The organism is Nonomuraea sp. GTA35 (genome assembly GCF_041950525.1).
In the GTDB taxonomy this organism is placed as follows: domain Bacteria; phylum Actinomycetota; class Actinomycetes; order Streptosporangiales; family Streptosporangiaceae; genus Nonomuraea.
Genome location: NZ_JBGNUV010000001.1, coordinates 838,512 through 861,311 on the forward strand (window position 1 = coordinate 838,512; position 22,800 = coordinate 861,311).

Annotated in this window: 21 protein-coding genes and 1 pseudogene; 13 read left to right on the top strand and 9 right to left on the bottom strand. The window is 73.5% G+C overall.

Annotation, left to right across the window (positions count from 1 at the left end; all coding sequences use genetic code 11):
• Window positions 1-16: 16 nt before the first annotated feature.
• Window positions 17-232, bottom strand: a pseudogene (locus ACBJ32_RS03715) (ATP-binding cassette domain-containing protein); the annotation flags it as partial.
• Between the two features lie 80 nt (window positions 233-312).
• On the opposite strand from ACBJ32_RS03715, the gene rpmB reads away from it, so the two are divergent.
• The 3 genes from rpmB to rpmF are packed head-to-tail and all read left to right on the top strand — an operon-like array spanning window position 313 to window position 1,018.
• Window positions 313-549, top strand: coding sequence for a 50S ribosomal protein L28 (gene rpmB, locus ACBJ32_RS03720; protein ID WP_375125414.1), 237 nt, complete (start codon window positions 313-315; stop codon window positions 547-549).
• On the top strand, window positions 549-848 hold the full coding sequence (gene rpsN, locus ACBJ32_RS03725) for a 30S ribosomal protein S14 (protein ID WP_357878801.1): 300 nt from the start codon (window positions 549-551) through the stop codon (window positions 846-848). The genes rpmB and rpsN overlap by 1 nt, the downstream gene beginning before the upstream one ends.
• Window positions 849-850: 2 nt before the next feature.
• On the top strand, window positions 851-1,018 hold the full coding sequence (rpmF, locus tag ACBJ32_RS03730; protein WP_357878798.1) for a 50S ribosomal protein L32: 168 nt from the start codon (window positions 851-853) through the stop codon (window positions 1,016-1,018).
• Between the two features lie 164 nt (window positions 1,019-1,182).
• On the opposite strand, the gene ACBJ32_RS03735 is transcribed toward rpmF, so the two are convergent.
• From ACBJ32_RS03735 to ACBJ32_RS03750, 4 genes are read right to left on the bottom strand one after another with little or no spacing between them, the layout of a single operon-like run.
• Window positions 1,183-1,956, bottom strand: coding sequence for an ABC transporter ATP-binding protein (locus tag ACBJ32_RS03735; protein WP_357878795.1), 774 nt, complete (start codon window positions 1,954-1,956; stop codon window positions 1,183-1,185).
• Complete coding sequence (locus ACBJ32_RS03740; protein WP_375125415.1) at window positions 1,953-3,047, bottom strand: iron chelate uptake ABC transporter family permease subunit; 1,095 nt, start codon at window positions 3,045-3,047, stop codon at window positions 1,953-1,955. Before ACBJ32_RS03740 ends, ACBJ32_RS03735 begins: the two co-directional genes overlap by 4 nt.
• The gene (locus tag ACBJ32_RS03745; RefSeq protein WP_375125416.1) at window positions 3,044-4,057 is read right to left on the bottom strand and encodes a FecCD family ABC transporter permease; all 1,014 of its coding nucleotides are present in this window, start codon (window positions 4,055-4,057) and stop codon (window positions 3,044-3,046) included. The genes ACBJ32_RS03740 and ACBJ32_RS03745 overlap by 4 nt, the downstream gene beginning before the upstream one ends.
• On the bottom strand, window positions 4,054-5,016 hold the full coding sequence (locus ACBJ32_RS03750; RefSeq protein WP_375125417.1) for an ABC transporter substrate-binding protein: 963 nt from the start codon (window positions 5,014-5,016) through the stop codon (window positions 4,054-4,056). Before ACBJ32_RS03750 ends, ACBJ32_RS03745 begins: the two co-directional genes overlap by 4 nt.
• Before the next feature lie 163 nt (window positions 5,017-5,179).
• Between ACBJ32_RS03750 and ACBJ32_RS03755 the strand changes: the two genes are divergently transcribed.
• The 6 genes from ACBJ32_RS03755 (at window position 5,180) to ACBJ32_RS03780 (ending at window position 12,913) form a co-directional block, all read left to right on the top strand.
• Window positions 5,180-6,808, top strand: a complete 1,629-nt coding sequence (locus tag ACBJ32_RS03755; protein ID WP_375125418.1) for an ABC transporter ATP-binding protein/permease — start codon at window positions 5,180-5,182, stop codon at window positions 6,806-6,808.
• Window positions 6,805-8,463: an ABC transporter ATP-binding protein gene (locus ACBJ32_RS03760; protein WP_375125419.1), complete on the top strand. Its 1,659-nt coding sequence runs from the start codon at window positions 6,805-6,807 to the stop codon at window positions 8,461-8,463. Before ACBJ32_RS03755 ends, ACBJ32_RS03760 begins: the two co-directional genes overlap by 4 nt.
• Before the next feature lie 209 nt (window positions 8,464-8,672).
• On the top strand, window positions 8,673-10,205 hold the full coding sequence (locus ACBJ32_RS03765; protein ID WP_375125420.1) for an FAD/NAD(P)-binding protein: 1,533 nt from the start codon (window positions 8,673-8,675) through the stop codon (window positions 10,203-10,205).
• Window positions 10,206-10,686: 481 nt separating this feature from the next.
• On the top strand, window positions 10,687-11,727 hold the full coding sequence (locus ACBJ32_RS03770; RefSeq protein ID WP_375125421.1) for a LacI family DNA-binding transcriptional regulator: 1,041 nt from the start codon (window positions 10,687-10,689) through the stop codon (window positions 11,725-11,727).
• 306 nt (window positions 11,728-12,033) lie between these two features.
• Window positions 12,034-12,498: a helix-turn-helix transcriptional regulator gene (locus ACBJ32_RS03775; protein WP_375125422.1), complete on the top strand. Its 465-nt coding sequence runs from the start codon at window positions 12,034-12,036 to the stop codon at window positions 12,496-12,498.
• A gap of 4 nt (window positions 12,499-12,502) precedes the next feature.
• A complete protein-coding gene (locus tag ACBJ32_RS03780) occupies window positions 12,503-12,913 on the top strand; it encodes a VOC family protein (RefSeq protein ID WP_375125423.1) in 411 nt (136 codons plus the stop codon).
• An 11-nt stretch (window positions 12,914-12,924) separates the two neighbouring features.
• Here ACBJ32_RS03780 and ACBJ32_RS03785 read toward each other — a convergent pair whose 3' ends face one another.
• A complete protein-coding gene (locus ACBJ32_RS03785; protein ID WP_375125424.1) occupies window positions 12,925-13,278 on the bottom strand; it encodes a winged helix-turn-helix transcriptional regulator in 354 nt (117 codons plus the stop codon).
• A 140-nt stretch (window positions 13,279-13,418) separates the two neighbouring features.
• Between ACBJ32_RS03785 and ACBJ32_RS03790 the strand changes: the two genes are divergently transcribed.
• Window positions 13,419-14,291 (top strand): NAD(P)-dependent oxidoreductase, encoded by an 873-nt coding sequence (locus ACBJ32_RS03790; RefSeq protein ID WP_375125425.1) that lies wholly within the window; start codon window positions 13,419-13,421, stop codon window positions 14,289-14,291.
• Between the two features lie 27 nt (window positions 14,292-14,318).
• Here the strand turns inward: ACBJ32_RS03790 and ACBJ32_RS03795 are convergent, their stop codons facing one another.
• The gene (locus tag ACBJ32_RS03795; RefSeq protein ID WP_375125426.1) at window positions 14,319-14,891 is read right to left on the bottom strand and encodes a TetR/AcrR family transcriptional regulator; all 573 of its coding nucleotides are present in this window, start codon (window positions 14,889-14,891) and stop codon (window positions 14,319-14,321) included.
• A gap of 90 nt (window positions 14,892-14,981) precedes the next feature.
• On the opposite strand from ACBJ32_RS03795, the gene ACBJ32_RS03800 reads away from it, so the two are divergent.
• Window positions 14,982-15,845 (top strand): NAD(P)-dependent oxidoreductase, encoded by an 864-nt coding sequence (locus ACBJ32_RS03800; RefSeq protein WP_375125427.1) that lies wholly within the window; start codon window positions 14,982-14,984, stop codon window positions 15,843-15,845.
• A 32-nt stretch (window positions 15,846-15,877) separates the two neighbouring features.
• Here ACBJ32_RS03800 and ACBJ32_RS03805 read toward each other — a convergent pair whose 3' ends face one another.
• Window positions 15,878-17,803: a protein kinase gene (locus ACBJ32_RS03805; RefSeq protein ID WP_375125428.1), complete on the bottom strand. Its 1,926-nt coding sequence runs from the start codon at window positions 17,801-17,803 to the stop codon at window positions 15,878-15,880.
• Window positions 17,804-18,050: 247 nt separating this feature from the next.
• On the opposite strand from ACBJ32_RS03805, the gene ACBJ32_RS03810 reads away from it, so the two are divergent.
• Window positions 18,051-19,118 (top strand): LacI family DNA-binding transcriptional regulator, encoded by a 1,068-nt coding sequence (locus ACBJ32_RS03810; RefSeq protein ID WP_375125429.1) that lies wholly within the window; start codon window positions 18,051-18,053, stop codon window positions 19,116-19,118.
• A gap of 189 nt (window positions 19,119-19,307) precedes the next feature.
• Window positions 19,308-21,521, top strand: a complete 2,214-nt coding sequence (locus ACBJ32_RS03815) for a cellulose binding domain-containing protein (RefSeq protein WP_375125430.1) — start codon at window positions 19,308-19,310, stop codon at window positions 21,519-21,521.
• On the opposite strand, the gene ACBJ32_RS03820 is transcribed toward ACBJ32_RS03815, so the two are convergent.
• The gene (locus ACBJ32_RS03820; protein ID WP_375125431.1) at window positions 21,509-22,702 is read right to left on the bottom strand and encodes an MFS transporter; all 1,194 of its coding nucleotides are present in this window, start codon (window positions 22,700-22,702) and stop codon (window positions 21,509-21,511) included. The genes ACBJ32_RS03815 and ACBJ32_RS03820 overlap by 13 nt on opposite strands.
• Between the last annotated feature and the right edge of the window lie 98 nt (window positions 22,703-22,800).

Genomic DNA, 22,800 nt, shown 5'->3' on the forward strand with positions numbered 1-22,800 from the left:
ACATCGATCGATCTGAGGCCCAGCGGCCCATCGCCACCGTGTCGCGCACCGTGATCGGCAGCGCGTCGGAGACGGCGTCGCGCTGTACCACGTACCCGGGCCGGCCGGCGCCGCCGAGCTCGACCGTGCCGCGTACCGGCCGGATGGTTCCGGCCAGGACGCCGAGCAGCGTGGACTTGCCCGAGCCGTTCGGGCCGACGACCGTGAGCACGACCGCATCGCTGATCCCCATGACCCTCCTCGGCAGCCGGTGTTTGAATTGATAACCATTGTCATTATCATGGCAGCGCTCCGCAACTCGAAAGGATCCTGATGTCCGCGCACTGCCAGCTCACCGGCCTCAAGCCGGTCTTCGGCAACAACGTCTCCCACTCCCACCGGCGCACCCGGCGCCGCTGGAACCCCAACGTCCAGCAGCGCCGTTTCTGGCTGCCCAGCGAGGGCCGCTTCGTCAAGCTCACGCTCAGCGCCCGCGCGATCAAGACGGTCGACAAGATCGGCATCGAGCAGGCCGTGGCGCGCATCCGGGCACGGGGGGAGAGGATCTGATGGCGAAGAAGAGCAAGATCGCCGCCAACGAGCGCCGCAAGGCCGTCGTGGCCCGCTACGCCGAACGGCGCGCCGAGCTGAAGGAGATCATCCGCACCGGCACGCCCCAGGACCGCGCGGACGCCGCGCGGGAGCTGTCCCGCCAGCCGCGCGACGCCAGCGCCACCCGCGTGCGCAACCGCGACTCCGTCGACGGCCGCCCCCGCGGGCATCTGACCAAGTTCGGGCTCTCCCGCGTGCGCTTCCGCGAGATGGCGCACCGCGGCGAGCTGCCCGGGATCACGAAGGCGAGCTGGTAGCCATGGCCGTCCCCAAGCGCAGGACCTCCCGCAGCAACACCAGGCACCGTCGCAGCCGGTGGAAGGCCGCCGTCCCGGAGCTGGTGCCGATCACGATCGGCGGGCGGGAGCTGCTCGTCCCGCGCCGGCTCGTCCGAGCCTACCGGCGCGGGCTGATCACGGCCGGATGAGGTGACCCGGCCGCAGGGCGACCGGCGGGCACGTGAGCCCGCCAAGCCCTGCGGCCGGCGCGTGCGGGAACCCCGCGGCCGCGTGTGCGGGGAGCCGCGCGGCTGGCGCGTGCGGCGCCTGCGCGGCCTACCCGTGCGGGAGGCCCGCGAGCGTGCGGCAGGGGTCAGAGCGCCGCGTCCGGCAGGCAGCGAGGGGTCCCGTGCAGTTCGTCCATGACCACCCGCCCGGCCACGCCGAACACGTCGGCCAGCAAGGCCGGTGTGATCACGTCCTTCGGCTTGCCGTCGGCCCGGACGCGTCCCTCATGGAGGGCGACGATGCGCTCGGCGAAGCGGGCGGCGTGGTCCAGCTCGTGCAGGACGGTCACGACGGTGAGGTCGCGGGCCTCGCGCAGGGCGCTCACGAGTTCGAGGACCTCGAGCTGGTGGCGGATGTCCAGGTGGGCGGTCGGCTCGTCCAGGAGCAGGATGCCGGTGTTCTGGGCCACGGCGAGCGCGAGCCGTACGCGCTGGCGCTCGCCGCCGGACAGCGTGTCGAGGACGCGGTCGGCGAGGTGGGCGACCCCGGCCAGCTCCAGCGCCTCGTCCATGGAGTCCGACTCCCACAGCAGCCCCAGCGCTCCCCGGTGCGGATAACGGCCCTGCCGCACGAGCTCGCGGACGGTCAGCGCGGGGACGGGCGGCAACGTCTGGTGCAGGACCGCCAGCCGCTGGGCCACCTGCCGGCGCGACAGGGAGGCCAGCTCCGTCCCGCCGAGCAGGATCCGGCCGGCCGACGGTTTGAGCAGGCCCGCGATGAGGCGCAGCAGCGTGCTCTTGCCGCACCCGTTCACGCCCACCAGGGCGACGAACTCGCCGGGCTCGACGGTGAGGTCGATCCCGGCCAGGACGGGGCGGGCGGCGTACGAGAAGTGCAGGTCCTGGACCACGACGCTCATTGAGATCTTCCCAGTCTGATCAGGACGGCGGAGCCGGCCAGCGCGGTGATCACGCCGGTCGGGACGCCGAGCCGGTGCGTGCCGTTGAGGAGGTGCCCGGCGAGCTGGGCGAGGCTGTCCGCGCCGGCGAGCGCGACGGCCCCGACGACGGCGGCGGTCAGGACGCGGCCCCCCAGCCTGCGGGCGACGTGCGGGGCGACCAGGCCGACGAAGGCGATCGCCCCGGCCAGAGCGGCCGCGCCGGCGGTCAGGGCGATCGCCACGGCGAGCGCGATGGCCCGGCCGAGGCCGGGGTGCAGGCCGAGCGAGGCGGCGTGGTCGTCGCCGGGCGTCAGCACGGCCAGCAGGCCCGAGCACGCCCACGCCAGGGCGATGCCGCCGGCGATCCACCAGGAGGCGAAGGCCAGGTGTTCCCACACCCGCCCCTCCACCGAGCCGATCAGCCAGCGCAGCGCGTTGCCGAACCTGCTGGGCTGGTAGGCCAGCAGCATCGTGGTCAGCCCGGCCAGCAGCGCGCTGCCGAGCAGGCCGTGGACCACGAGGTTCGCCGGGTCACGGCCCGCCGAGAGCAGCCAGGTGACCCCGCCGCCCAGCGCGCCTCCGGCGAGCGCGGCCAGCAGCGCCCCGGCCGCGGAGTCGGCGGGGAACAGGCCGAGGGTGAGCCCGCCGAGGATGCCGAGCACCGCGCCGGGGTTCACGCCGGAGAACTCCGGCGCGGCCAGCGAGTTGCGCAGCGTCGCCTGGAGCACGTAGCCGGAGACGCCCAGGGCCGCGCCGGTGAGCAGCGCGGTGAGCAGGCGGGGCACGCCGAGCTCCCACACGATCTTCTCGGCCTGGCCGTCGGCGGCGCCGTCGAGCAGGCCCGCGACGGCGCCGATCGGCTGCCCGGAGACGAGCAGGTGCACGGCCGCGATCACCACGAGCAGCGCCGCCGCCGTGGCCACCCGGCCGATCCCGGCCGTGGGCATGCCGAGCCCGGCCGCGCGTCCGCCCAGCCCGGCCGTGCGTGCGCCGAGCCGGGCCGTGTCCGCGCCGAGCCGGGCCGTGCGTGCGCCGGGCGCCGGCCCCGTCGTGCGCGGCGTGCGCGTCATGTGGAGGCCCGCCTTCGCAGCAGGACGGACCCCGTCAGGACGCCGGCCAGCGCCGTCCAGGCGCCGAGAGGGGTCTCCACCGGGGAGAACGCCAGCCGTGCCGCGACGTCGGCGGTCAGGGTGACCAGCGCGCCCAGCGCGGCCGACCACGGCAGCCAGCTCCGGACGCCCGCGTGCGGGCGCAGCCGCCTGGCCACCACCGGGGCCAGGAACCCCACCCACGCGATCGGCCCGCAGGGACCCGTCACGGCGCCGATCAGCAAGGTCGCCACCGCCAGCACCCCCAGCCGGGCCCGGTTCACCCGGCTGCCGAGGGAGGCCGCCGCGTCGTCGCCGAGCCGCAGCAGGCCGAGCGCGGGGACGCAGAGCACGACGAGCGGGATCGCGACGGCGAACCACGGCAGCGTCCTGGCGGTCTGCTCCCACATCAGGCCGGACAGGCTGCCGACGAGATAGCGGAAGAGCATGTCGTACTGGAGCCGGTCGGCGGTGGCCATCACGGCCAGCAGCAGCGCCTGGATGCCGGTCGAGACCGCGGCGCCGATCAGCAGGACGCCGCCGGCGCTGCGCCCGGACCGGGCGGCGGCCAGCGTGGCCAGCCCGCCGAGCGTGGCGCCGAGCAGGCCGGCCAGCGGGTACAGCGAGGGCGGCACGGGCAGCGCCCACACCACGCACACGCTCACGGCCAGCGCGGCTCCCGTCGAGACGCCGAGCATCTCCGGGACGGCGAGCGCGTTCCTGAGCGACTCCTGCAGGAGAAGCCCGGCCGTGCCGATGGCCGCGCCACCGAGCAGGCCGATCAGCACGCGCGGCACGCGCAGCTCCCAGACCACGACGTGCGCGATCGAGTCCGGCGCGATCGACAGGAGGCCCTGAGGGGACACGAAGGGCGTGCCCAGGCACAATCCGGCCAGCACCACCGCGGCGAGGCCGAGCCCGGCCGCCCACGGCGCGACCGTGAAGGGCCGCCCGGCGGTGCTCGCCGGGCGGCCGTCGAGCACCGTGCTCACGCCGCGGCCTTGGCCAGCGCCTGGTCCAGGATGATGCCGAACGCCCTGGTGCCGCGGCCCGACGCCCACAGCTCGGTCGGCACCTCGTGCACCTTGCCCGCCGCCACGGCGGGCACGCGCTTCCACACCGGGTTGTCCTTGTAGTGCTCGCTGACGGAGGTGCCGAAGGACTGGATGAAGATGACCTGGGGGGCCTTGGCCAGGATCTCCTCGATGCTGTAGGCCTGCGCGGTCTCGAAGCCGCCGCCCTTGCTGGGCCAGGGGTAGGCGAAGAACTGCGACATGAAGTGGCCCAGCACGTCCTCGGTGGTGTTCACGCCGACCGAGGTCCCGCCGTACATCGCCAGGACCGGCTTCTTGTCCAGCCCCGCGGCCCTGGCCCGGGTGAGCCCGTCGGCGAGCTTGGCGCGGAAGCGCGTCTCGGCCGCCGCCTGCTGCTGCCCCCGGTCGGTGAGCTGGGCGAGCGCGCGCAGGTAGCCGATCGAGTCGTCGTACGACTTCACCTGGACCACCCACAGCGGCGCGAACTTCTCCACGGCGGTCCTGAGCTGGTCGTGCACCCCGGCCAGGCCGATCACCAGATCCGGCTCCGCCTCGGCGATCCTCGCGACGTCCTCGCCGCCGAAGCTGCCCGGGATGACCGGGACCTCGGCGCCCTTCGCGCCCAGGTAGTCGGGGCGCGCCAGCAGCTCGGGCGTCGTCGTGGCCACCGGGGTCAGCCCCAGCTCGACCAGGGCGTCGTCACACAGGCCGGTCAGGCACACCACGCGCTCGGGCTTCTTCTTCAGCGTGAACGCCCGGCCGTGCGGATCGGTGACGGTCAGAGCCGCGCTGACCGGGGCGGCCGTCACCGCGGCGGCTCGCGGGCTCGCCGGGGCGGCGGTGCCGGTCGGGGGGTCGCTCTGACCACAGGACGCCACCGGAGCGAGCAGGGCGACGGCGATGAGGGACCGCCTCATCGCCGGCCGGAATCGCTGCCCGCCGGGGGAGAGAGCGCCGCGGCGCATGGGACCTCCAGTTGTGAAAACCATTATCAACCCTAGACGGTGAAAATAGTTATCATTTACGATCCTTCGCATCAAGGGCGGCTCGTGCCTCCCGCCGGATCGGAAAGGACAGCGCGTGATCGTTCATCGCCGGCTGCTGCACCTGGCCGGCAGCGTCAGCGGGCCCATCGCGGCCTGCGTGGGGCTGGGCCTGGCCGTCAGCGCCGCGTACGTCGCCCAGGCCCTCCTGCTCACCGCGGCCCTGGCGGCTCTGGTGCGCGGTGACGCCATGGCCGCGGTGCGCCTGCTGGCCTGGGCCCTGGCGGTCATCGCGGCACGGGCGGCGCTGCTGTGGGCCAGGGAGGCCGTGACCATGTGGGCCGGCGGGCTGATCAAGGCCAGGCTGCGCGACCGGCTGATCGTCCACCTCGGCCGGCTGGGGCCCGCTCACCTGGCCGGCGCCCGCACCGGGAACGTGCAGACCACGCTGGTCGAGGGCGTGGAGGGGCTCGACCCGTACTTCAGCCGCTACCTGCCGCAGGTCGTCATCACCTTCTGCGTGCCGGTGGCGCTGGTCGGCTGGCTGTTCACGGTCAACGTGCCGGCGGCGGCGGTCCTGGCCGTGGCGGTGGCGGGGGTCCTGATCGTTCCGCGGTTCTGGGACGCGACGCTGCTGCGGCGGGGGCGCGGCCGGTGGGCCGCGTTCGCCGCGCTCGCCTCCGACTACCTGGAGGCCATGCAGGGCATGGCGACGCTGCGGGCGTTCGGCGCCGTCGGCACGCTCGGCGCGCGGCTGGCCGGGCGGGCTCACGACCTCTACCTGACCACCATGCGCCAGCTCAGGATCTCGCTGGTGGAGACCGGGATCAGCACGTTCTTCGTCCAGGCGGGCACGGCCGCGGCCATCCTCGCCGCCACGACCGCGGGCAGCGCGTGGCAGGTGTTCGCGGTCCTGGTGATCGCCGTGGAGTGCTTCCGCCCGGTGAAGGGGCTCTCCGACGCCTGGCACGCCGGATATCTCGGGATCACGGCGGTCGACGGCATCGAGGCCCTGCTGTCGGCGTCTCCGGCTGTCGAGGACCGGGGCACGCGGCGCGACCTCCCCGCGGCGCCCGCCATCACGTTCGAGCACGTCACCTTCACCTACCCGGGCTCCCGGCAGCCCGCCGTCCGCGACGTCTCCTTCACCGTCGAGCCGGGCCGCACCGTCGCCCTGGTCGGCCCGTCCGGCGCGGGCAAGAGCACGCTCGCCGCCCTCCTGCACCGCCACCACGACCCCGACCAGGGGCGGATCACGATCGGCGGGATCGACGTGCGCGACCTCACGCTCGACACCCTGCGCGGCGGGGTCGCGGTGGTGGCGCAGGACACCTACCTCTTCCACGGCACCGTCGCCGAGAACCTGCGCCTGGCCAGGCCGGACGCCGCGGACGAGGACCTGGTCGCCGCCGCCCGGCTGGCCGCCGCCCACGACTTCATCGCCGCGCTGCCCGACGGCTACGACACGCCGCTGGGGGAGCGCGGGGCGACACTGTCGGGCGGGCAGCGGCAGCGCCTGGCCATCGCGCGGGCGCTGCTGGCCGGCGCCCCCGTCCTGGTGCTCGACGAGGCCACCTCGCACGTGGACGCGCGCACCGAGCAGGCCCTGTCCGAGGTGCGGCGCGGCCGTACCTGCCTGATGATCGCCCACCGGCCCGACACCATCCGCCAGGCCGACCACGTGGTGACCCTGGAGAACGGCACCCTTCTGGAGACCGTGGCATGAACCCGTCCATCCGCTGGCTCGCGGGCGCCGTCGGCGCGCACCGCCGCGCCTTCGTCTCCACCCTCGTCTCGAACCTGCTCGGGCAACTCGCGGCGCTCGGCGCGGCCGTCACCGGCGCCTGGCTCGCCGGCCGGGCGATCAGCGGGCAGAGCGCGCCGCTCGACCTGGCCGGGGCCGTGCTCGGCGGGCTGGTCGCCGTAGCCACGCTGGCCGCCTGGTGGGAGACCTACGTCGCGCACGACCTGGCGTACCTGGTGCTGGCCAGGCTCAGAGGCCAGGTGTACGACGCGATCGCCAGGATCGCCCCGGCCCGCCTGCTCGGCCGCCGCAGCGGCGACCTGTCGGCGGCCGTGCTGTCGGACATCGAGACCCTGGAATGGCTGTTCGCGCACACCCTGGCGCAGCTCATCACGGCAGGCACGGTGCTGATCGCCGGCGGTGTGGCCGCGGCGACGATCGATCCGCTGCTGCTGACGGTGTCGCTGCCGCTGGCCGCGTGCGTGGTGGCCGTGCCGCTGTGGTTCCGCAAGGCCTCGCGCCGGCAGGGCGACGAGCTGCGCGCCGCCACCGCCGAGCTGACCTCCGACGTCATCGACACCGTCCAGGGCATGCCCGAGCTCACCGCCTTCCGCGCGCTGGAACGCCGAAGGGACCTGCTGGCGCGCAAGACCCGCCGGCTGGCCCGCGCCCAGGCGGCCAACGCGGCCCGCGGCGGCGTGGAGGCGGCCCTCACCGACCTGCTCCTCGCCGTCGCGGCGGCCGGGACGCTGCTCCTGGTCGCCACGGTGATCCGCACCCCGGCCGACGCCCCGGTGGCCATGGTGCTGGCCGCCGGCGCGCTGGGCCCCGCGGCGCGGGTGGCGCTGCTGCTCAAGGAGTACGGCACGCTGCGCGCGGCGGCCGACCGCGTGCACACGCTGGTCACCGCGCCCGCCAACGTGTCCCCGCCACGCGAGCCGCTCCAGGTGGCCGACCGGCCGGACGTGGTCTTCGAGGACGTGCGCTTCCGGTACACCCCCGATGGGCCCGAAGTGCTGCGCGGGGTGTCCTTCCGCATCCCGTACGGCAAGACGGTCGCCCTTGTCGGGGCCTCGGGGGCGGGCAAGTCCACCTGCGTGTCGCTCCTGCTGCGCTACTGGGACCCGGACGGCGGGCGCATCCTGGTGGGTGGCGTGCCGCTGCCGCGGATCGCCGCACCGCACCGGCACGTCACGGTGGTGCCGCAGGACGTGCGCCTGTTCGCCGGCACGATCGAGGAGAACGTCCGGCTCGGCGCCCCCGGCGCCGAGGTGGCAGGCGCCCTGCGCACCGCCCAGCTCGCCATCGACCCCGAGCTGCCGGTCGGCGAGCGAGGCGCCACCCTGTCCGGTGGCCAGCGCGCCAGGGTGGCCGTCGCCCGGGCGCTCGCCACGGGCGCGCCGGTGCTCGTGCTGGACGAGGCGGTGGCCAACCTCGACACCGACAACGAGAAGCGCCTCACCGAGGCGCTCCGGCAAGCCGCGGCGGGCCGGGCCACGCTCGTCATCGCCCACCGCCTGTCCACCATCCGCCAGGCCGACCACATCGTGCTGCTGGAAGAGGGACGCGTCGCCGCCGAAGGCTGCTACGACGAGCTCGGCGAGCGGCTGTCCCACCTGTTCGCACCCCGGCCGTGAGGCCGGTGGTGAGCGGCCGGGACGGCCGGGGCGCCCGCACCGTAATTCATGTATATCCAGTAGGGATAGTTGACTATCGGGAGGGCGGTGTGTAGCGTCATGATCATGAAGTCACCGCTGCCCGGCGCCCCGCGGGCGCGCGACGCCGGACGCCCGCAGGGGGCGCGCCGGTGAAGTGACGACACGGACTCATCCAGGGAGGACGCGCGGTGGGCGCGATCGTGGTGATCGGCGCGGGACCGGCCGGGACGTGCGTGGTGGACAGGATCTGCGCCAACGCCGCACCGCCGGGCAGGGGACGGGCGATGGAGGTCCACGTGGTGGATCCGGGCCCGCCGGGGACGGGACGCCCGCCGGGGAGCGACGCTCCGGCAGGTGAGCACGCGTTGGAGCGGATCGTGCGCGACGCGCCGTGCGGCGTCCGGGTGCGCGTGCACCGTGACCGGGCGATCGAGCTCACCGAGTCGGCCGGCAGGCAGCTCGTACGGCTCATGGGAGGCGGAACCCTGGAGGCGGATGCCGTGGTGCTGGCCCACGGCCGCCCCGGAGTCCCGATCGAGCCCGCTCAGCAGCCGGAGGCGGCCTTCGCCGCCCGGCACGGGCTGCTCCACCTGCCCGGTGGGTCCGATCAGGAGCATGACCTGGAGAACGTGCCCGCGGGCGAGCCGGTGCTGGTGCGCGGTGCGGGACGGGCGTTCGCCGACCTGCTGGCGCCGCTCACCGTCGGGCGCGGCGGCCGCTTCACCCGGGGACGCCGGGGCGAGCCGGTCTACCTGCCCGGCGGCTTCGAACCCCTCCTGTACGTGGGCTCGCGGCGCGGCGTGCCCCGCCACGCCCGTCCCGGGTACCGCCTGACCGGCGAATCCAGGCCACGGAGGTTCCCGTACGAAGGCGACGCGCGGCAGGCGACGGCCAAGGAGCTGGCGTACGCCTACTACCAGGAACTGTTCACCGCCCACCCGTCCCGAACGAGGACGACGTGGGCGGCGTTCGAGCCCGCCTTCGCCCGCGCCGAGCAGGGCGGCAAGGAGATGCGCGCCCTGGTGACCAGGTCCGTGCCGCGCTTCGCCGACCGGCTCCACCTGGACCGGCTCGAACGCCCGCTGCACGGCATGCGCTTCGGCGACCTGGCCGGGCTGCAACGGTGGATGCACGGCTACCTCGCGGCCGACCTGGAGCGGCGGGCCGACCCCAACTTCAGCCCCGACCTGGCGCTGGTCCGCGCGCTGCTGGACGCGCGCCTCCGCATGGCGGGCGATCCCTGGTTCGAAGGGCTGTTCGGCCTGCTGGCCGACGGCCCGTCCCTGGCCCGCCAGGCCGAGCTGCACGCCCTGGCCAGGGCGGGGGTCGTCACCTTCATCGGGGCCGAGCCGCGCATCGAGCAGGGCGAGGACGGCTGGCGGGCGAGCGGCCCCACCGTTCCCGGCACGACGACGGCACGGACGCTCATCGAGGCGCGGCGGCCCCGGTCCCGCCTGGACCGCTGCGCCGACCCGCTGATCGCCGCCCTGTACGCGCGGGGCGAGTGCCGTGAAGCGGCGGGCCTGCTGGACGTGCGCCTCCCCGACGGCCGGCTGGTCGGCGGGGACGGCTCCGTCCACGGCCGCCGCTTCGCCGTGGGCGCCCTGGCCGCGGCCGGCACGGGAGGCGACCGCCCCGCGACGCTGCCGCGCCGGGCCGACGCGGTGGCGCGGGCCGTGCTGTCCCAGGTCTCCGGGGCGCTGGTGCGTGCGGCGGCCTGACGTCTGCGACCGGCCTTCACGAACCGCGACCGGCATGCCCTCACGCACACCCTGGAGAGAGGCGCATGCCGACAGGGGCGGGCTGACGGCGGTGTCGCCCGCAAGCGGGTCGTCGGCGGGGTGACGCGGCAGCGTGGCGATCACCGGCGGCAGCTCGGAGCCGAGCATCGCGTAGTGCGCGCCCTTGCCCTCGGCCGGCATCTTGATGCCCTGGTCGTTGGTGGCCGCACCGAAGCCCTCCTGCGTGTAGCCCTTGGCGTGCACGTCGGCCAGATGGTCGAACCCCGGCCTTCGCGGCGGGGGTGGTGGCGTAACCTGCCAAGCGTCACGAGGTTCGATGGGTAACGGTTTTCCATCGTCGGTCGCGCCGGGAGGGATACAGGGACGGGTGCCGACCGGCTGCGGTGGGTATCGTTACCCATCGCGTTCGGAGCGGCGGATCCGTACAATCTGGCGACGTCGGGACGAGGAGAGGCGGCACATGGTCACACGAGACCGGCAGCGCAGGGTGACGATCACGGACGTGGCCAGGCACGCCCAGGTGTCCACCACCGCGGTGTCGAAGGTGCTGCGCAACGCCTACGGCGTCAGCGAGGCGATGCGGGCCAAGGTGCAGGCCGCCATCGACGAGCTCGGCTACCGCCCGCAGCACGCGGCCCGGGCCATGCGCGGGCGCACCTTCACCATCGGCGTGCTGCTGCCGCACATCCGCAACCCGTTCTTCGCCGACATCATCGACGGCCTGACCGAGGAGATCTCCGCCAGCGGCTACCAGGCCATCATGGTGCAGAGCGGCGGCCGCGACCCCGCCGACGAGCGCCGGGCGAGCGACGCGCTGGTGGACCGGCAGGTGGACGGCGTGCTCTGGGTCGCCCCGGTCTGCCCCAGGGCGCAGCTGGAGAAGCTGGCCAAGGACACCCCCCTCGTGGTGCTCGGCCGCCATGACCGCTCCGCCCTGTACGACTGCGTGCTCGACGACGACGAGGTCGGCGCCGAGCTGGTGGTCGAGCACCTCATCGGGCTCGGCCATCGCCGCATCGCGCACATCACCCAGAAGGACGCCCTCGGCGGCCGCACCGCCACCCTGCTGCACACGATCAGGGCCACGACCTACGAGCGGGTCATGACCGAGCACGGCCTGGCCGAGCACATCGCCATCGCCGCCACCTCCTACACCGAGGAGGGCGGCTACGAGGGCACCCGCGAGCTGCTGGCCCGCGTCCCCCGCCCCACCGCCGTCTTCGCCGGCGCCGACCAGGCCGCCTTCGGCGCCCTCGCCGCCATCCACGAGGCGGGCCTGACCGTGCCCGGCGACATCTCGGTGGCCGGCTACGACAACGCCCGCATCACCGGCCTCGCGCACGTCGCGCTGACCAGCATCGACCAGGACGGCGCCATCATGGGCAAGACCGCCGGCCGGCTGCTGCTCGAACGCATCGCCGGCCGCACCGCCGCGGTGCGTTTCTCCGTCACGCCGACCCTCGTGGCCCGCCGCTCCACAGCGCCTCCGGCGGCCCGGTAGCCCGCCGCCGGCCGCGAGCTGCCCGCCGCGAGCCGCTCACCGGCGCCTTCGCCGTCGGCACGGTCGCCGGCACGGCTGGAGGATCAGTCGGCGGCGGGGTGGCCGCGCGCCCCGGGAGGGGGCATTTCGTGCGAGTACAACTGCTCGTCCATGTCCTGGGCTTCCCTTCTTCCTGCCCGGCGGTGCCTGGCGAGCGATCAGGAATCGAGAAGCGCAGATCACGCGTCCGGACGTACCGTCGCGGTGAGCCGGCTGCCGGCGTGACCGCACGGGCGCCCGTGCGGACCTGGTCGAAAGGAAGGTCCCATGTGCCACCCCTCGTGGAGCCGCGCCCTGGCCACGGCGCACCACCTGAACGACCTCGCGCGGCTGCGGCGCGTACGGGACCGGATCGACCGGGAGTACGCGCAGCCGCTGGATGTCGAGGCGCTGGCCCGCGGCGTGCACATGTCGGCCGGCCATCTCAGCCGCGAGTTCCGGCGCGCGTACGGCGAGTCGCCGTACGCGTACCTGATGACGCGCCGCATCGAGCGCGCGATGGCGCTGCTGCGCCGGGCCGACCTGACCGTCACCGAGGTCTGCTTCGCGGTCGGCTGCTCGTCGCTGGGCACCTTCAGCACGCGCTTCACCGAGCTGGTCGGCGTGCCGCCCACCGTCTACCGGCGTGAGGCGGCCCGCGCGACCGCGGGCATGCCGTCCTGCGTCTCCAGGCAGGTGACCCGCCCGATCAGGCTGCGGGCGGCGCAGGTCCAGGCGCCCCGGCTAACGTGACGTCATGGACATCACCATTCACACCACGACTCTTCCCCACGACGACCCGGACACCTCCCTGGCCTTCTACCGCGACGCCCTCGGCTTCGAGGTCCGCAGCGACGTCGGCCGCGGCAAGATGCGCTGGATCACGGTCGGCCCCGCCGGCCAGCCCGGCACGTCCATCCTCCTGGCGCCGCCGGCCGCCGATCCCGGCATCACCGACGACGAGCGGCGCACCATCGCGGAGATGATGGCCAAGGGCACCTTCGGCTGGATCCTGCTGGCCACCGCCAATCTGAAGAGCACGTTCGAGCAGGTCCAGGCCGCCGGCGCGGAGGTCGTCCAGGAGCCGATGGACCAGCCGTACGGGGTGCGCGACTGCGCCTTCCGCGATCCCGCGGGCAACCTGGTCCGCATCCAGGAGGTGCGCTGAGCCGCGCCCGTTCATCTGACCTCGTCCCAGGGCATGTCCTCGATGCGCTCGATGTGCTCCTCCCCCCACTCGCCCAGCGGCGCCATCGCCCTGTTGAGTGAATGGCCGAAGTCGGTGAGCGAGTACTCCACCTTCGGCGGGACCTGGTGGTACACCTCGCGATGCAGCAGCCCGGTGGTCTCCATCTCGCGCAGTTGCGAGATCAGCACCCGCTCGCTGATGCCGGGGACCGCGCGCCGCAGCTCACCGAAACGCAGGGCGCCGTCCTGCAGCGCGAAGAGGATCAGCCCTTTCCACTTGCCTCCCATGACGGCGATGGCGGCGTCGAGCCCGCACGTGAACGTCCGCTTCCTCGTCTCCTTCACGGTCCCATACTGACATTTTTGTCAGTACCCGGGGAAATAGTAGGTACTTGAGCGAATGCGCGTGCTCCGGCCAGCATGGACGCAGCCGCCGCGCTGAGACCGGTGGCTCCTCCTTCGATCTCTGTGGCTGGAGTACGCATATGACCGCGACACCTGTGACCGTCATCGGCCTGGGCTCGATGGGCACGGCACTGGCCGGGGCCTTCGTCGAGGCGGGGCACCCGACCACCGTCTGGAACCGGACCGCCGCCAAGGCCGCGCCCCTCGTCGCGATGGGGGCCGGGCACGCGCGGGCCGTCGAGGACGCGGTGGCGGCGAGCCCGCTGATCGTCACCTGCCTGACCACGTTCGACGACACCCGGCGGGCCCTGGAGCCGGCCGCCGCGCGGCTTCGCGGCCGGGCCCTGGTCACCCTGAACAGCGGCTCCCCGGCCGGCGCCCGCGAGACGGCCGCATGGGCCGGCGGCCTCGGCGCCCGGTTCCTGGCCGGAGCGGTCAAGAACGTGCCCTCGGCCGTGGGGGCGCCGGACACGCTGCTCTACTACAGCGGCGACAGGTCCGTCTTCGAGGAGTTCGAGGCGACGCTGAGGGTGCTCGGCGGCGACACCGTGCACCTCGGCGAGGAGAGCGACCTCGCCGCCCTGTACGAGATGGCCGTGGGCGCCATGCTGCTGCCCGCCCTCGCCGGCTTCTTCCAGGGCGCCGCCGCCGTCCAGGCGCGCGGGCTGGAGGTGAGCTCGATGGTGCGGTTCGCCGGCAAGTGGCTGGAAATGATCAAATCCCTGCTGCCGGTCTACGCCCGCGAGATCGACGGCGGCGACTACACCGACGCCGCCTCCTCCGTGAACCTCTTCCTCGCCGGCGCGGCCCACGACGCGGAGCTGGGCGAGGAGACGAACGTCGACACGGCCTGGCTCGCCCCGCTCCACGACCTGCTGCGGCGGGCGGCCGAGGCGGGCCACGGCGACCACAGCATCTCGGCCCTCACCGAGGTGCTCAGGAAGCCGGCGTGACGGTCGTACGCGTCAGGGCCGGCAGGCTCATCGGTAGGAGTCGATGAGCCGGGCGAGGTGCCTGCCGGCGATCTCCAGCGGCGCCTCGCTCCGGGACACCTGCGCCGACAGCTCCGCGCCCTCCAGCAGGTTGATCACGCTGTGCGCGAGGTCGTGCGCCACGTCCTCGGCGAAGCCGGAGCGCCTGAGCTTGTCGCGCACCAGCGAGCGCCACTGCTCGTAGGCCTCCTCGGCGGCCTGCTGGAGCTCCGGCACCCGGCCCGCGCTCTCCAGCGCCGTGGTGGTGACGGGGCAGCCGTCCAGCCACCCGGACGCGCGCAGGTCGCGCGCCAGGTCGCGGGTGCAGGCGAGGACCGCCGTGGCGGGGTCGTCCTCCCGGTCGAAGGCCGCGGTGAGGAACTCGGCGAACTCCGCGCCGCCGTGGCGGACCGCCTCGACCGCGAGTTCCCTCTTCCCGCCGGGGAAGAAGTGGTAGACCGAGCCCAGGGTGGCCCGCGCCTCCTGGGAGATCTGCTTGAGGCCCGTCGCCTCGTACCCCTGGCGCTGCATCAGGAGCGAGGTGGTCCGGACGATCCGCTCCCGGGTGCCGATCTCGTGCATGACCGCATCCTACTGGATAGAGCGTTCGTTCCAACGCTGTGCTACGGTCCAGGTTCTGGATAGAACGTTCGTTCCAGCGATGGGAGATCCATGATGAAGTCGGTGACCGTGATCGGGCTGGGCCCCATGGGGAGCGCCATGGCCGGTGCCTACCTGCGTGCCGGTTACGACGTGACCGTGTGGAACCGCACGCCTGCCAGGGCGGACGAGCTGGTGGCGCAGGGCGCGCGGCGGGCGGGGTCGGTGGCGGCGGCGCTCGCCGCGAACGAGCTGGTGGTGCTGAGCCTGACCGACTACGACGCGATGGACGCCATCCTGGCGCAGGCGCCCGAGGCCGCACTGGCCGGGCGCACCCTGGCCAACCTCACCTCCGACACCCCGGACAGGGCCCGCCGGGCGGCCGCCTGGCTGGCCGGGCGCGGGGCCGTGCAGATCACCGGCGGCGTCCAGGTACCGCCTCCGGGCATCGGCACGCCGGACGCCATGACGTACTACAGCGGCCCCGAGGACGCCGTCGAGGCGCACCGGGCCGCCCTCGAGGTGCTGACCGGGATCGACTACCTCGGTGCGGACCACGGGCTGGCGGCGCTGTACTACCAGATCGGGATCGACATGTTCTGGACGGCGCTGCTCGGCTACCTGCACGGCCAGGCGGTGGCGGAGGCCAACGGGATCTCGGCGCAGGACTTCCTGCCGCGGGCGGTGAAGACCATGGACCTGCGCTACTTCCTGGAGTTCTACGCGCCGCGCATCGCCGCGGGCCACCACGAGGGGGACGTCGACCGGGTCTCCATGGGCGTGGCGAGCCTGGAACACGTCCTGCGCACCACGCAGGAGTCCGGCGTCGACGACTCGCTGCCCGCCGCCGCCCTGGAGATCTTCCGCCGGGGCGTCACCGCCGGCCACGGCCAGGACAGCCTCACCAGCCTGCTCGGCGTGCTGAAGCGGCGCTGACGGAGCCGGCGGGCGCACCCGGGCGCCGGGTCTCAGGAGGTCGTGGGCCTGACCGTGAAGTAGGGGGAGACCTCGAGCTCGTCCGCGGACTCCAGCAGCTTGTGCGTGAGCTTGCCGTCGAACGCGACGACGCGGACCTCGTCGAATCTGCCGTTGTCGTGCTCCCAGCAGTACAGGTGCGACTCGTCGTACCAGCCGAGCACCTTGTCGCAGTCGGAGGAGAACCTGCGCACCTGCTTGCCGGTGCCCGCGTCCCACAGGCAGTGATCGTCGCTGCCGGGGCAGCCCGTCACGAACGTCCTGCCCGAGGGGGAGAAGATGTCGAGGGTGCCGGCCGCCAGCGGCCCGATGCCCGGGACGTCCCGGACGCGCCTGCCGGCGGCGTCGAAGAAGCGCAACCCCTCGTCCTTGCCGTAGACGGCGACCACGCCCTGTTCGGCGCCGTCCCAGCCGAAGTTGCCGCCGCGGACGGAGTCGTCGGCCACGTGCACCACGTCGACCTCGCGGCGCGGCACGTCCACGATGGCGAAGCCGAGGGTGGTCCAGACGTCCTCGCCCTGCTCGTCCTCGGTCTTCCTGTCGAGGTTGAGGAGGATCCTGGAGCTGTCCCTCGACCAGGCGCGGAGGCTGGTGTCCAGCGGTTTCCTGACGGTCTTGACCCGGAAGCTGGAGCCGTCCCGCCTGTCGGTGATGAGCAGCGAGTCGTAGCCGTCGGAGGTGTAGTCGTCCGGCCGTCCCGCCAGGAAACGGCCGTCGGGGGAGACCAGCGACTCCACGTTGTCCGGATACGCGTCGAACGTGCCCCGCAGCGACTGCCGGGCGTAGTCGACGTCCTCGTCGAGCTTCTTGTCGTAGACCTCGTACGCCGTCAGGGTGATCGGGTCGGACGGGCGCTCGTAGAGGGTGATCGCGCCGCCGGGCAGCGCGATCTCGGAGGGGGCGACCGGCGGGGCGGGGGTCACCGCCCGGCCCGACGGCGAGGGCGCCGGCGGGCGCAGCCAGCCGGGCACGGCCAGCCCGGTCACCAGGACGGCCGTGACGATCATGGCCCCCGCGGCGACGAGGAGCGCCGCGAGCCGCGGCCTGGAACGACCCGCGGGCGCGGCACCGCCGGGAGCGGCCTGCCTGGCGCCCGCCGCGAGCGGGTCGGCTCCCGGCTCCGGATTCCGCAGCAGGCAGGTGATCACGTCCGTGGCCGTGGGCCGGAGCTCCGGCTCCTTGGCCAGGCACCGCAGCACCAGGTCGCCCAGCGGCCCGTCGAGCGAGCCCAGATCGGGCCGGGCGTTGAGCACCCGGTTCATCACGGCGTGCGCCCCGTCGCCGCCGAACGGCGCTCGCCCGCAGGACGCGAAGACCATCGTCCCCGCCCAGGCGAACATGTCGGCCGCGGGCCCCACGCCGCGGCCCATGACCTGCTCGGGAGCCATGTACGCGGGCGTCCCGATCTGCGTGCTGCTGGTCAGGGTGGCCGGGCCGAGCGCGCGGGCGATGCCGAAATCGATCACGCGCGGGCCGGTGGCGCCCATGATGACGTTGCCGGGTTTGAAGTCCCGGTGCACCACGCTGGCCTGGTGGACCGCGGCCAGCGCGGTGGCGGTGCCGATGGCCAGCCGTTCCAGGTCCCCGCCCGCGAGCGGGCCGTCCTCCCTGACCACCCGCTCCAGCGAGCGGCCCTCGACGTACTCGCTGACGATGTACGGCCTGCCCTGCTCGACGCCCGTGCTCAGCACGGCGGCGGTGCAGAACGGCGCCACGCGCTGGGCGACCTCCGCCTCCCGTAGGAAGCGCTCGAAGCCGTCCTCCCCGGCCGGGCGCAGCCACTTGACGGCCACGCGCACGTTCATCGGGGTCCTGGCGAGGTAGACGACGCCCTGCCCGCCTTCGCCGAGCCTGCCGAGGAGTTCCAGGCCGCCCAGCTCCTCCGGGTCACCGGGCAACAGCGGCGTGAAGTCAGCCATGGGCCATTGTGATCCCATGCGGTGGATCTCCAGCAAGTGCCCGCCGGGGATCAGCCGGTGGCTACCCTGATCCAGACAGGACGGAAGGGGCCTTCGGGTGGCGCTGGAACTGCACGGGCGCAAGCTGGAGCAGGAACGGCTCGGCCGGTTGCTCGCCGGGGCCGCGGCCGGGCACGGCGGCGCCCTGGTCGTGGATTAGACCGCTCGCCCGATCCCCGGCGGCCGAGATCCCGATATGGTGCTGCGCGTGAGTGGGGACGCTTCGACCGGGCAGCCCAGGGCCGGGACGCGCGGGACGGGGATGCGCAGGGCGGGGATGCGTGAGGTCGCGCGGGAGGCCGGGGTCTCGCCGACGACCGTGAGCAACGTCCTCAACAATCCCGAGCTGGTCGCCGAGGAGACGCGCCGGCGCGTGCACGCGGCGATGGAGCGCGTCGGATACCTGCCGGACAACGCCGCCAGGCGGTTACGAGGCATGCCCAGCCCGCTGGTCGGCGCGGTGACGCTGGACATCGCCGGCCCGTTCTTCACCGAGGTCTGCCGCGGCGTGGAGGACCGGCTGCTCCAGGACGGTTGCATGCTCATGACCTGCAGCACCGACCTGCAGCCCGGCCGGGAGCGGCACTACCTGCAGGAGCTGGAGAAGCAGCGGGTGCGCGGCGTGCTCATCACCCCGGTCGAGCCCGACCTCGGCCCCCTGGTGGCCCTGTCCGGGCGCGGGGTCCCGGTGGTGCTGCTGGACCACAGGTCCGACGGCCGGCTGTGCTCGGTGTCGATGGACAACCAGTGGGGCGGCGAGCAGGTCGCGGCGCACCTGCTCGCGCTGGGGCATCGCCGGATCGCCCTGCTGAGCGCCGCGATCGAGGTGCAGCAGACCGCCGAGCGCCACGCCGGGGTGCGCAAGGCGTTCATCAACGCCGGCCTGGACCCCGGCCGGGGCGTGCTGGACGTCCGGGTGCCGTCGCCCGACATCACGGTGACCGCCGCGGCGGCCCTGGAGGACGTGCTGGGCGCCGCCGATCCGCCCACCGCGATCCTGTGCCTCAACGACACGGCGGCGCTCGGGGTGATCGGCGGCCTGCGGGAGCGGGGAATCGCGGTGCCGGAGGAGATGTCGGTGGTCGGGTACGACGACGTGGCGTTCGCCGCGCAGCTCGCCCCGCCGCTGACCACCGTGTGGCAGCCGAAGCGCGAGCTGGGCCGGGTGGCGGCGGAGCTGCTCCTGGACGAGGCCAGGCCCGGCCACCGTCACCAGAAGCTGGTCTACCGGCCGCGCCTGGTCGTCCGCGAGTCCACGGCCGCCCCCTCCCGCTGACCGAAAGTTTCAGAGCCGCCGGACCCGCCTTCCTGCCGCTGACCTGAAAGGTAACAATCGCCGGCAGGTCGGGCGCCGGCTGGCTCGTTGACACGCTGATCAGCGTCTTCTTACCGTGTGGGCGCTCGGCCTCCCGCCGAGAACCACCTGTCGATTGGACGCTCAATGAAACGTTTATCCCGTCCAGCGTTGCTCTGCACGGCACTCGGCAGCACCGCCTGCCTGGTGCTCGCGGGCGCCGTCGGCCTGCAGTCGCCCGCCGCGGCGGCGGTGGCCTGCGAGGTCGGCTACACCGTCGCCACCGAGTGGCCCGGCGGGTTCACCGGCAACGTGACCATCAGGAACGTGGGCGAGCCGATCAACGGCTGGCACCTGGACTGGTCGTTCACCGCCGGGCAGCGGATCACCCAGGCGTGGAACGCCACCGCCACCCAGAACGGCGCGGCCGTCAGGGCGGCGGACGCGGGCCACAACGCCGCGATCCCGGAGGGCGGCAGCACCACGTTCGGCTTCAACGCCTCCTGGAACGGCGCCAACCCGGCGCCTGCCTCCTTCGCGCTCAACGGCGTCACCTGCACCGGCGGATCCGGCGAACCGACCCCGACGGTGACGCCGACCGTGACCCCGACCGTGACCCCGACGGTGACCCCCACCTCCGTCCCCACGGGCGCCAAGCAGGCCGAGGACCTGGACCGCGGCCTGATCAGCGTCCGCTCCGGCAGCGGCAACCTGGTCTCCTGGCGGCTGCTGGGCACCGAGTCCCGCGACACGTCCTTCAACGTCTACCGGGCCGGCACGCGCATCGCGACCGTCACGAACTCCACCAACCACCTGGACCCGGGCGCGGCGCCGGACGCCTCCTACACCGTCCGCCCGGTCAGCGGCGGGACCGAGGGCCCCGCCTCGCAGACCTCGCTGCGCTTCGGCGGCGGCTACCTCGACGTGCCCATCACGCCGCCATCCTCCGGCCACCACGCCAACGACGCCAGTGTCGGCGACCTGGACGGCGACGGCCGCCTGGACCTGGTGCTCAAGTGGGAGGCCAACAACTCCAAGGACAACTCCCAGTCCGGCGTGACCGACCCGGTCTTCCTCGACGGCGTCACGCTGGACGGCACCCGCCTGTGGCGGATCAACCTGGGCCGCAACATCCGCGCCGGCGCCCACTACACCCAGTTCCAGGTCTACGACTACGACGGCGACGGCCGGGCCGAGGTCGCCGTGAAGACCGCCGACGGCACCGTGGACGGCCGCGGCACCGTGATCGGCAACGCGAGCGCCGACCACCGCAACTCCTCCGGGTACGTCCTGGCAGGACCCGAATTCCTCACCATGTTCGACGGCCGGACCGGCGCGGCGCTGTCCACGGTGAACTACGACCCGCCCCGCGGCAACGTCTCCTCCTGGGGCGACAGCTACGGCAACCGCGCGGACCGCTTCCTGGCCGGCACCGCCTACCTGGACGGGCAGCGCCCCAGCCTGATCATGGCCCGCGGCTACTACACCCGCAGCGTGATCGCCGCCTGGGACTTCCGCGACGGCCGGCTCGTCAAGCGCTGGACGTTCGACACCAACGCCTCCGGCAACGGCTCCTACGCCGGGCAGGGCAACCACTCGCTCACCGTGGGGGACGTGGACGGCGACGGCCGCGACGAGATCCTCTACGGCGCCGCCGCCATCGACGACAACGGCGGCCGCCTGTGGAACGTCGGCTGGGGCCACGGCGACGCCGCCCACCTGAGCGACCTGAACCCGGGCCGCGCGGGCCAGGAGTACGTCAAGATCTCCGAGTCGGCCAACCGGCCGGGCCTCTACATGGTGGACGCCCGTACCGGCCAGGTGCTGTGGCAGACCGGCACCGGAGCGGGCTCCGACGGCGAGGGACCGGCCCGCGGCGTGTCCGCCGACATCCACGCGGGCAGCCCCGGCGCAGAGTCCTGGGCCTCGGGCGCGGGGCAGAACGGCCTGCGCAACACCTCCGGCGCGCTCATCGGCCGCCAGCCGTCCTCGGCCAACTTCCTGTCCTGGTGGGACGGCGACCCGGTGCGCGAGCTGCTCGACCAGACCAGGATCGACAAGTACGGCACCGGCGGCGAGACCCGCCTGCTGACGGCCTCCGGCGTGCACAGCAACAACGGCACCAAGGCCACCCCGTCACTGTCGGGCGACATCCTGGGCGACTGGCGCGAGGAGGTCATCTGGCCGACCACGGACAACCGGGCGCTGCGCATCTACGCCACGCCCCACGCGACCACCACCAAGATCCACACGCTGCTGCACGACCCGCAGTACCGGGTGGCCCTGGCCTGGCAGAACACCGCCTACAACCAGCCGCCGCACCCGAGCTTCTTCATCGGCAACGGCATGAGCGCCCCGCCCCAGCCCAACGTCTACCTGCGCTGATCCTGCATCGCGGCGACGCGGCCGCAGGTGTCGACCGCGGGGGCCAGGAAGACGGCGGAGATCACGAAGGCGAGCACCACGAGCATGGCGGTGCGCAGGCCCCAGTGGTCGCCGAGGAAGCCGAGGCCTGGTGGCCCGACGAGGAAGGCGACGTAGCCGATGGTGGCCACCAGGCTGACGCGGGCCGTCTCGTCGGGCCCGGTCTCGCCCGCGGCCGACAGCGCGACGGGGAAGCCCAGCGAGGCGCCGAGCCCCCAGAACAGGACGGCCGCTCCGGCCAGCACGGCGTTGTCCGAGAAGATGACCAGGAGCAGCCCGATCGCTCCCGAGACGGCGCTGGCCCGGACGACGGCCGTGCGGCCGAAGCGGTCGAGGAAGTAGGCGCCGCCGAAGCGGCCGATGGTCATGGCGGCGGCGAAGCCGGTGTAGACGAGCGACCCGGCGGTGGCGTCCACGCCGTGCCCGTCCACCATGAGCAGCGGCAGCCAGTCGTTGGCGGCGCCCTCGGCCAGCGCCATCGCCAGGACGATCGCGCCGATCAGGACGAGCTGGGTGTCCTTCCAGAGCTTGGGCCGCGGCCGGCCGGAGCCGGCTTCCCCGGGTGCGCCGGTGCCGGTGCCCGCGGGGATGGCGCGGACGGCGTACAGGAGCATCGCGGCCGCGATCAGGGTGACCGCGGCCAGATGCCAGTGCACCGGCAGGCGGGCGGCGGTGGCCCCGATGCCCGCGCAGGAGCCCACGACCGTGCCCAGGCTGAAGCAGCCGTGCAGGATGGGCATGGTCGTCTTCCCGGTGATGCGCTCGACGTCGGCGGCGTCGACGTTGATCGCGACCTCGCCCCCGCCCATGCCCGCGCCGAACGCGAACAGGCCCGCCATGACCAGGGGAGCGGACGACAGCAGGCTGCCGGCGCTGATGACGGCCAGGCCGGCGACGATCAGCGCGGTGCCGACGCCCATGACGGGCCTGGTCCCGAAGCGCGAGACGAGCCGCCCCGAGCACAGGACCCCGATCATGGAGCCGAGCGACAGGCCGAACAGGATCAGGCCCATCTGGGCGGTGGACGCCTCCAGGCCGTCACGGAGGTCCGGGGTGCGGGTCACCCACGACGACATCGCGATTCCGGGGAGGAGGAAGAACAGGAACAGCGCCTGCCGGCGCCGTCGCGTGGCGAGGTCCATGCAGCTCCGTGATCGTTCGGCAGGCTTAAGGGGGATATCGATACCTATAGGTGATGAGTGTGATCATATAGGGCGAAAGCCTCACACGCAGTCGCAGG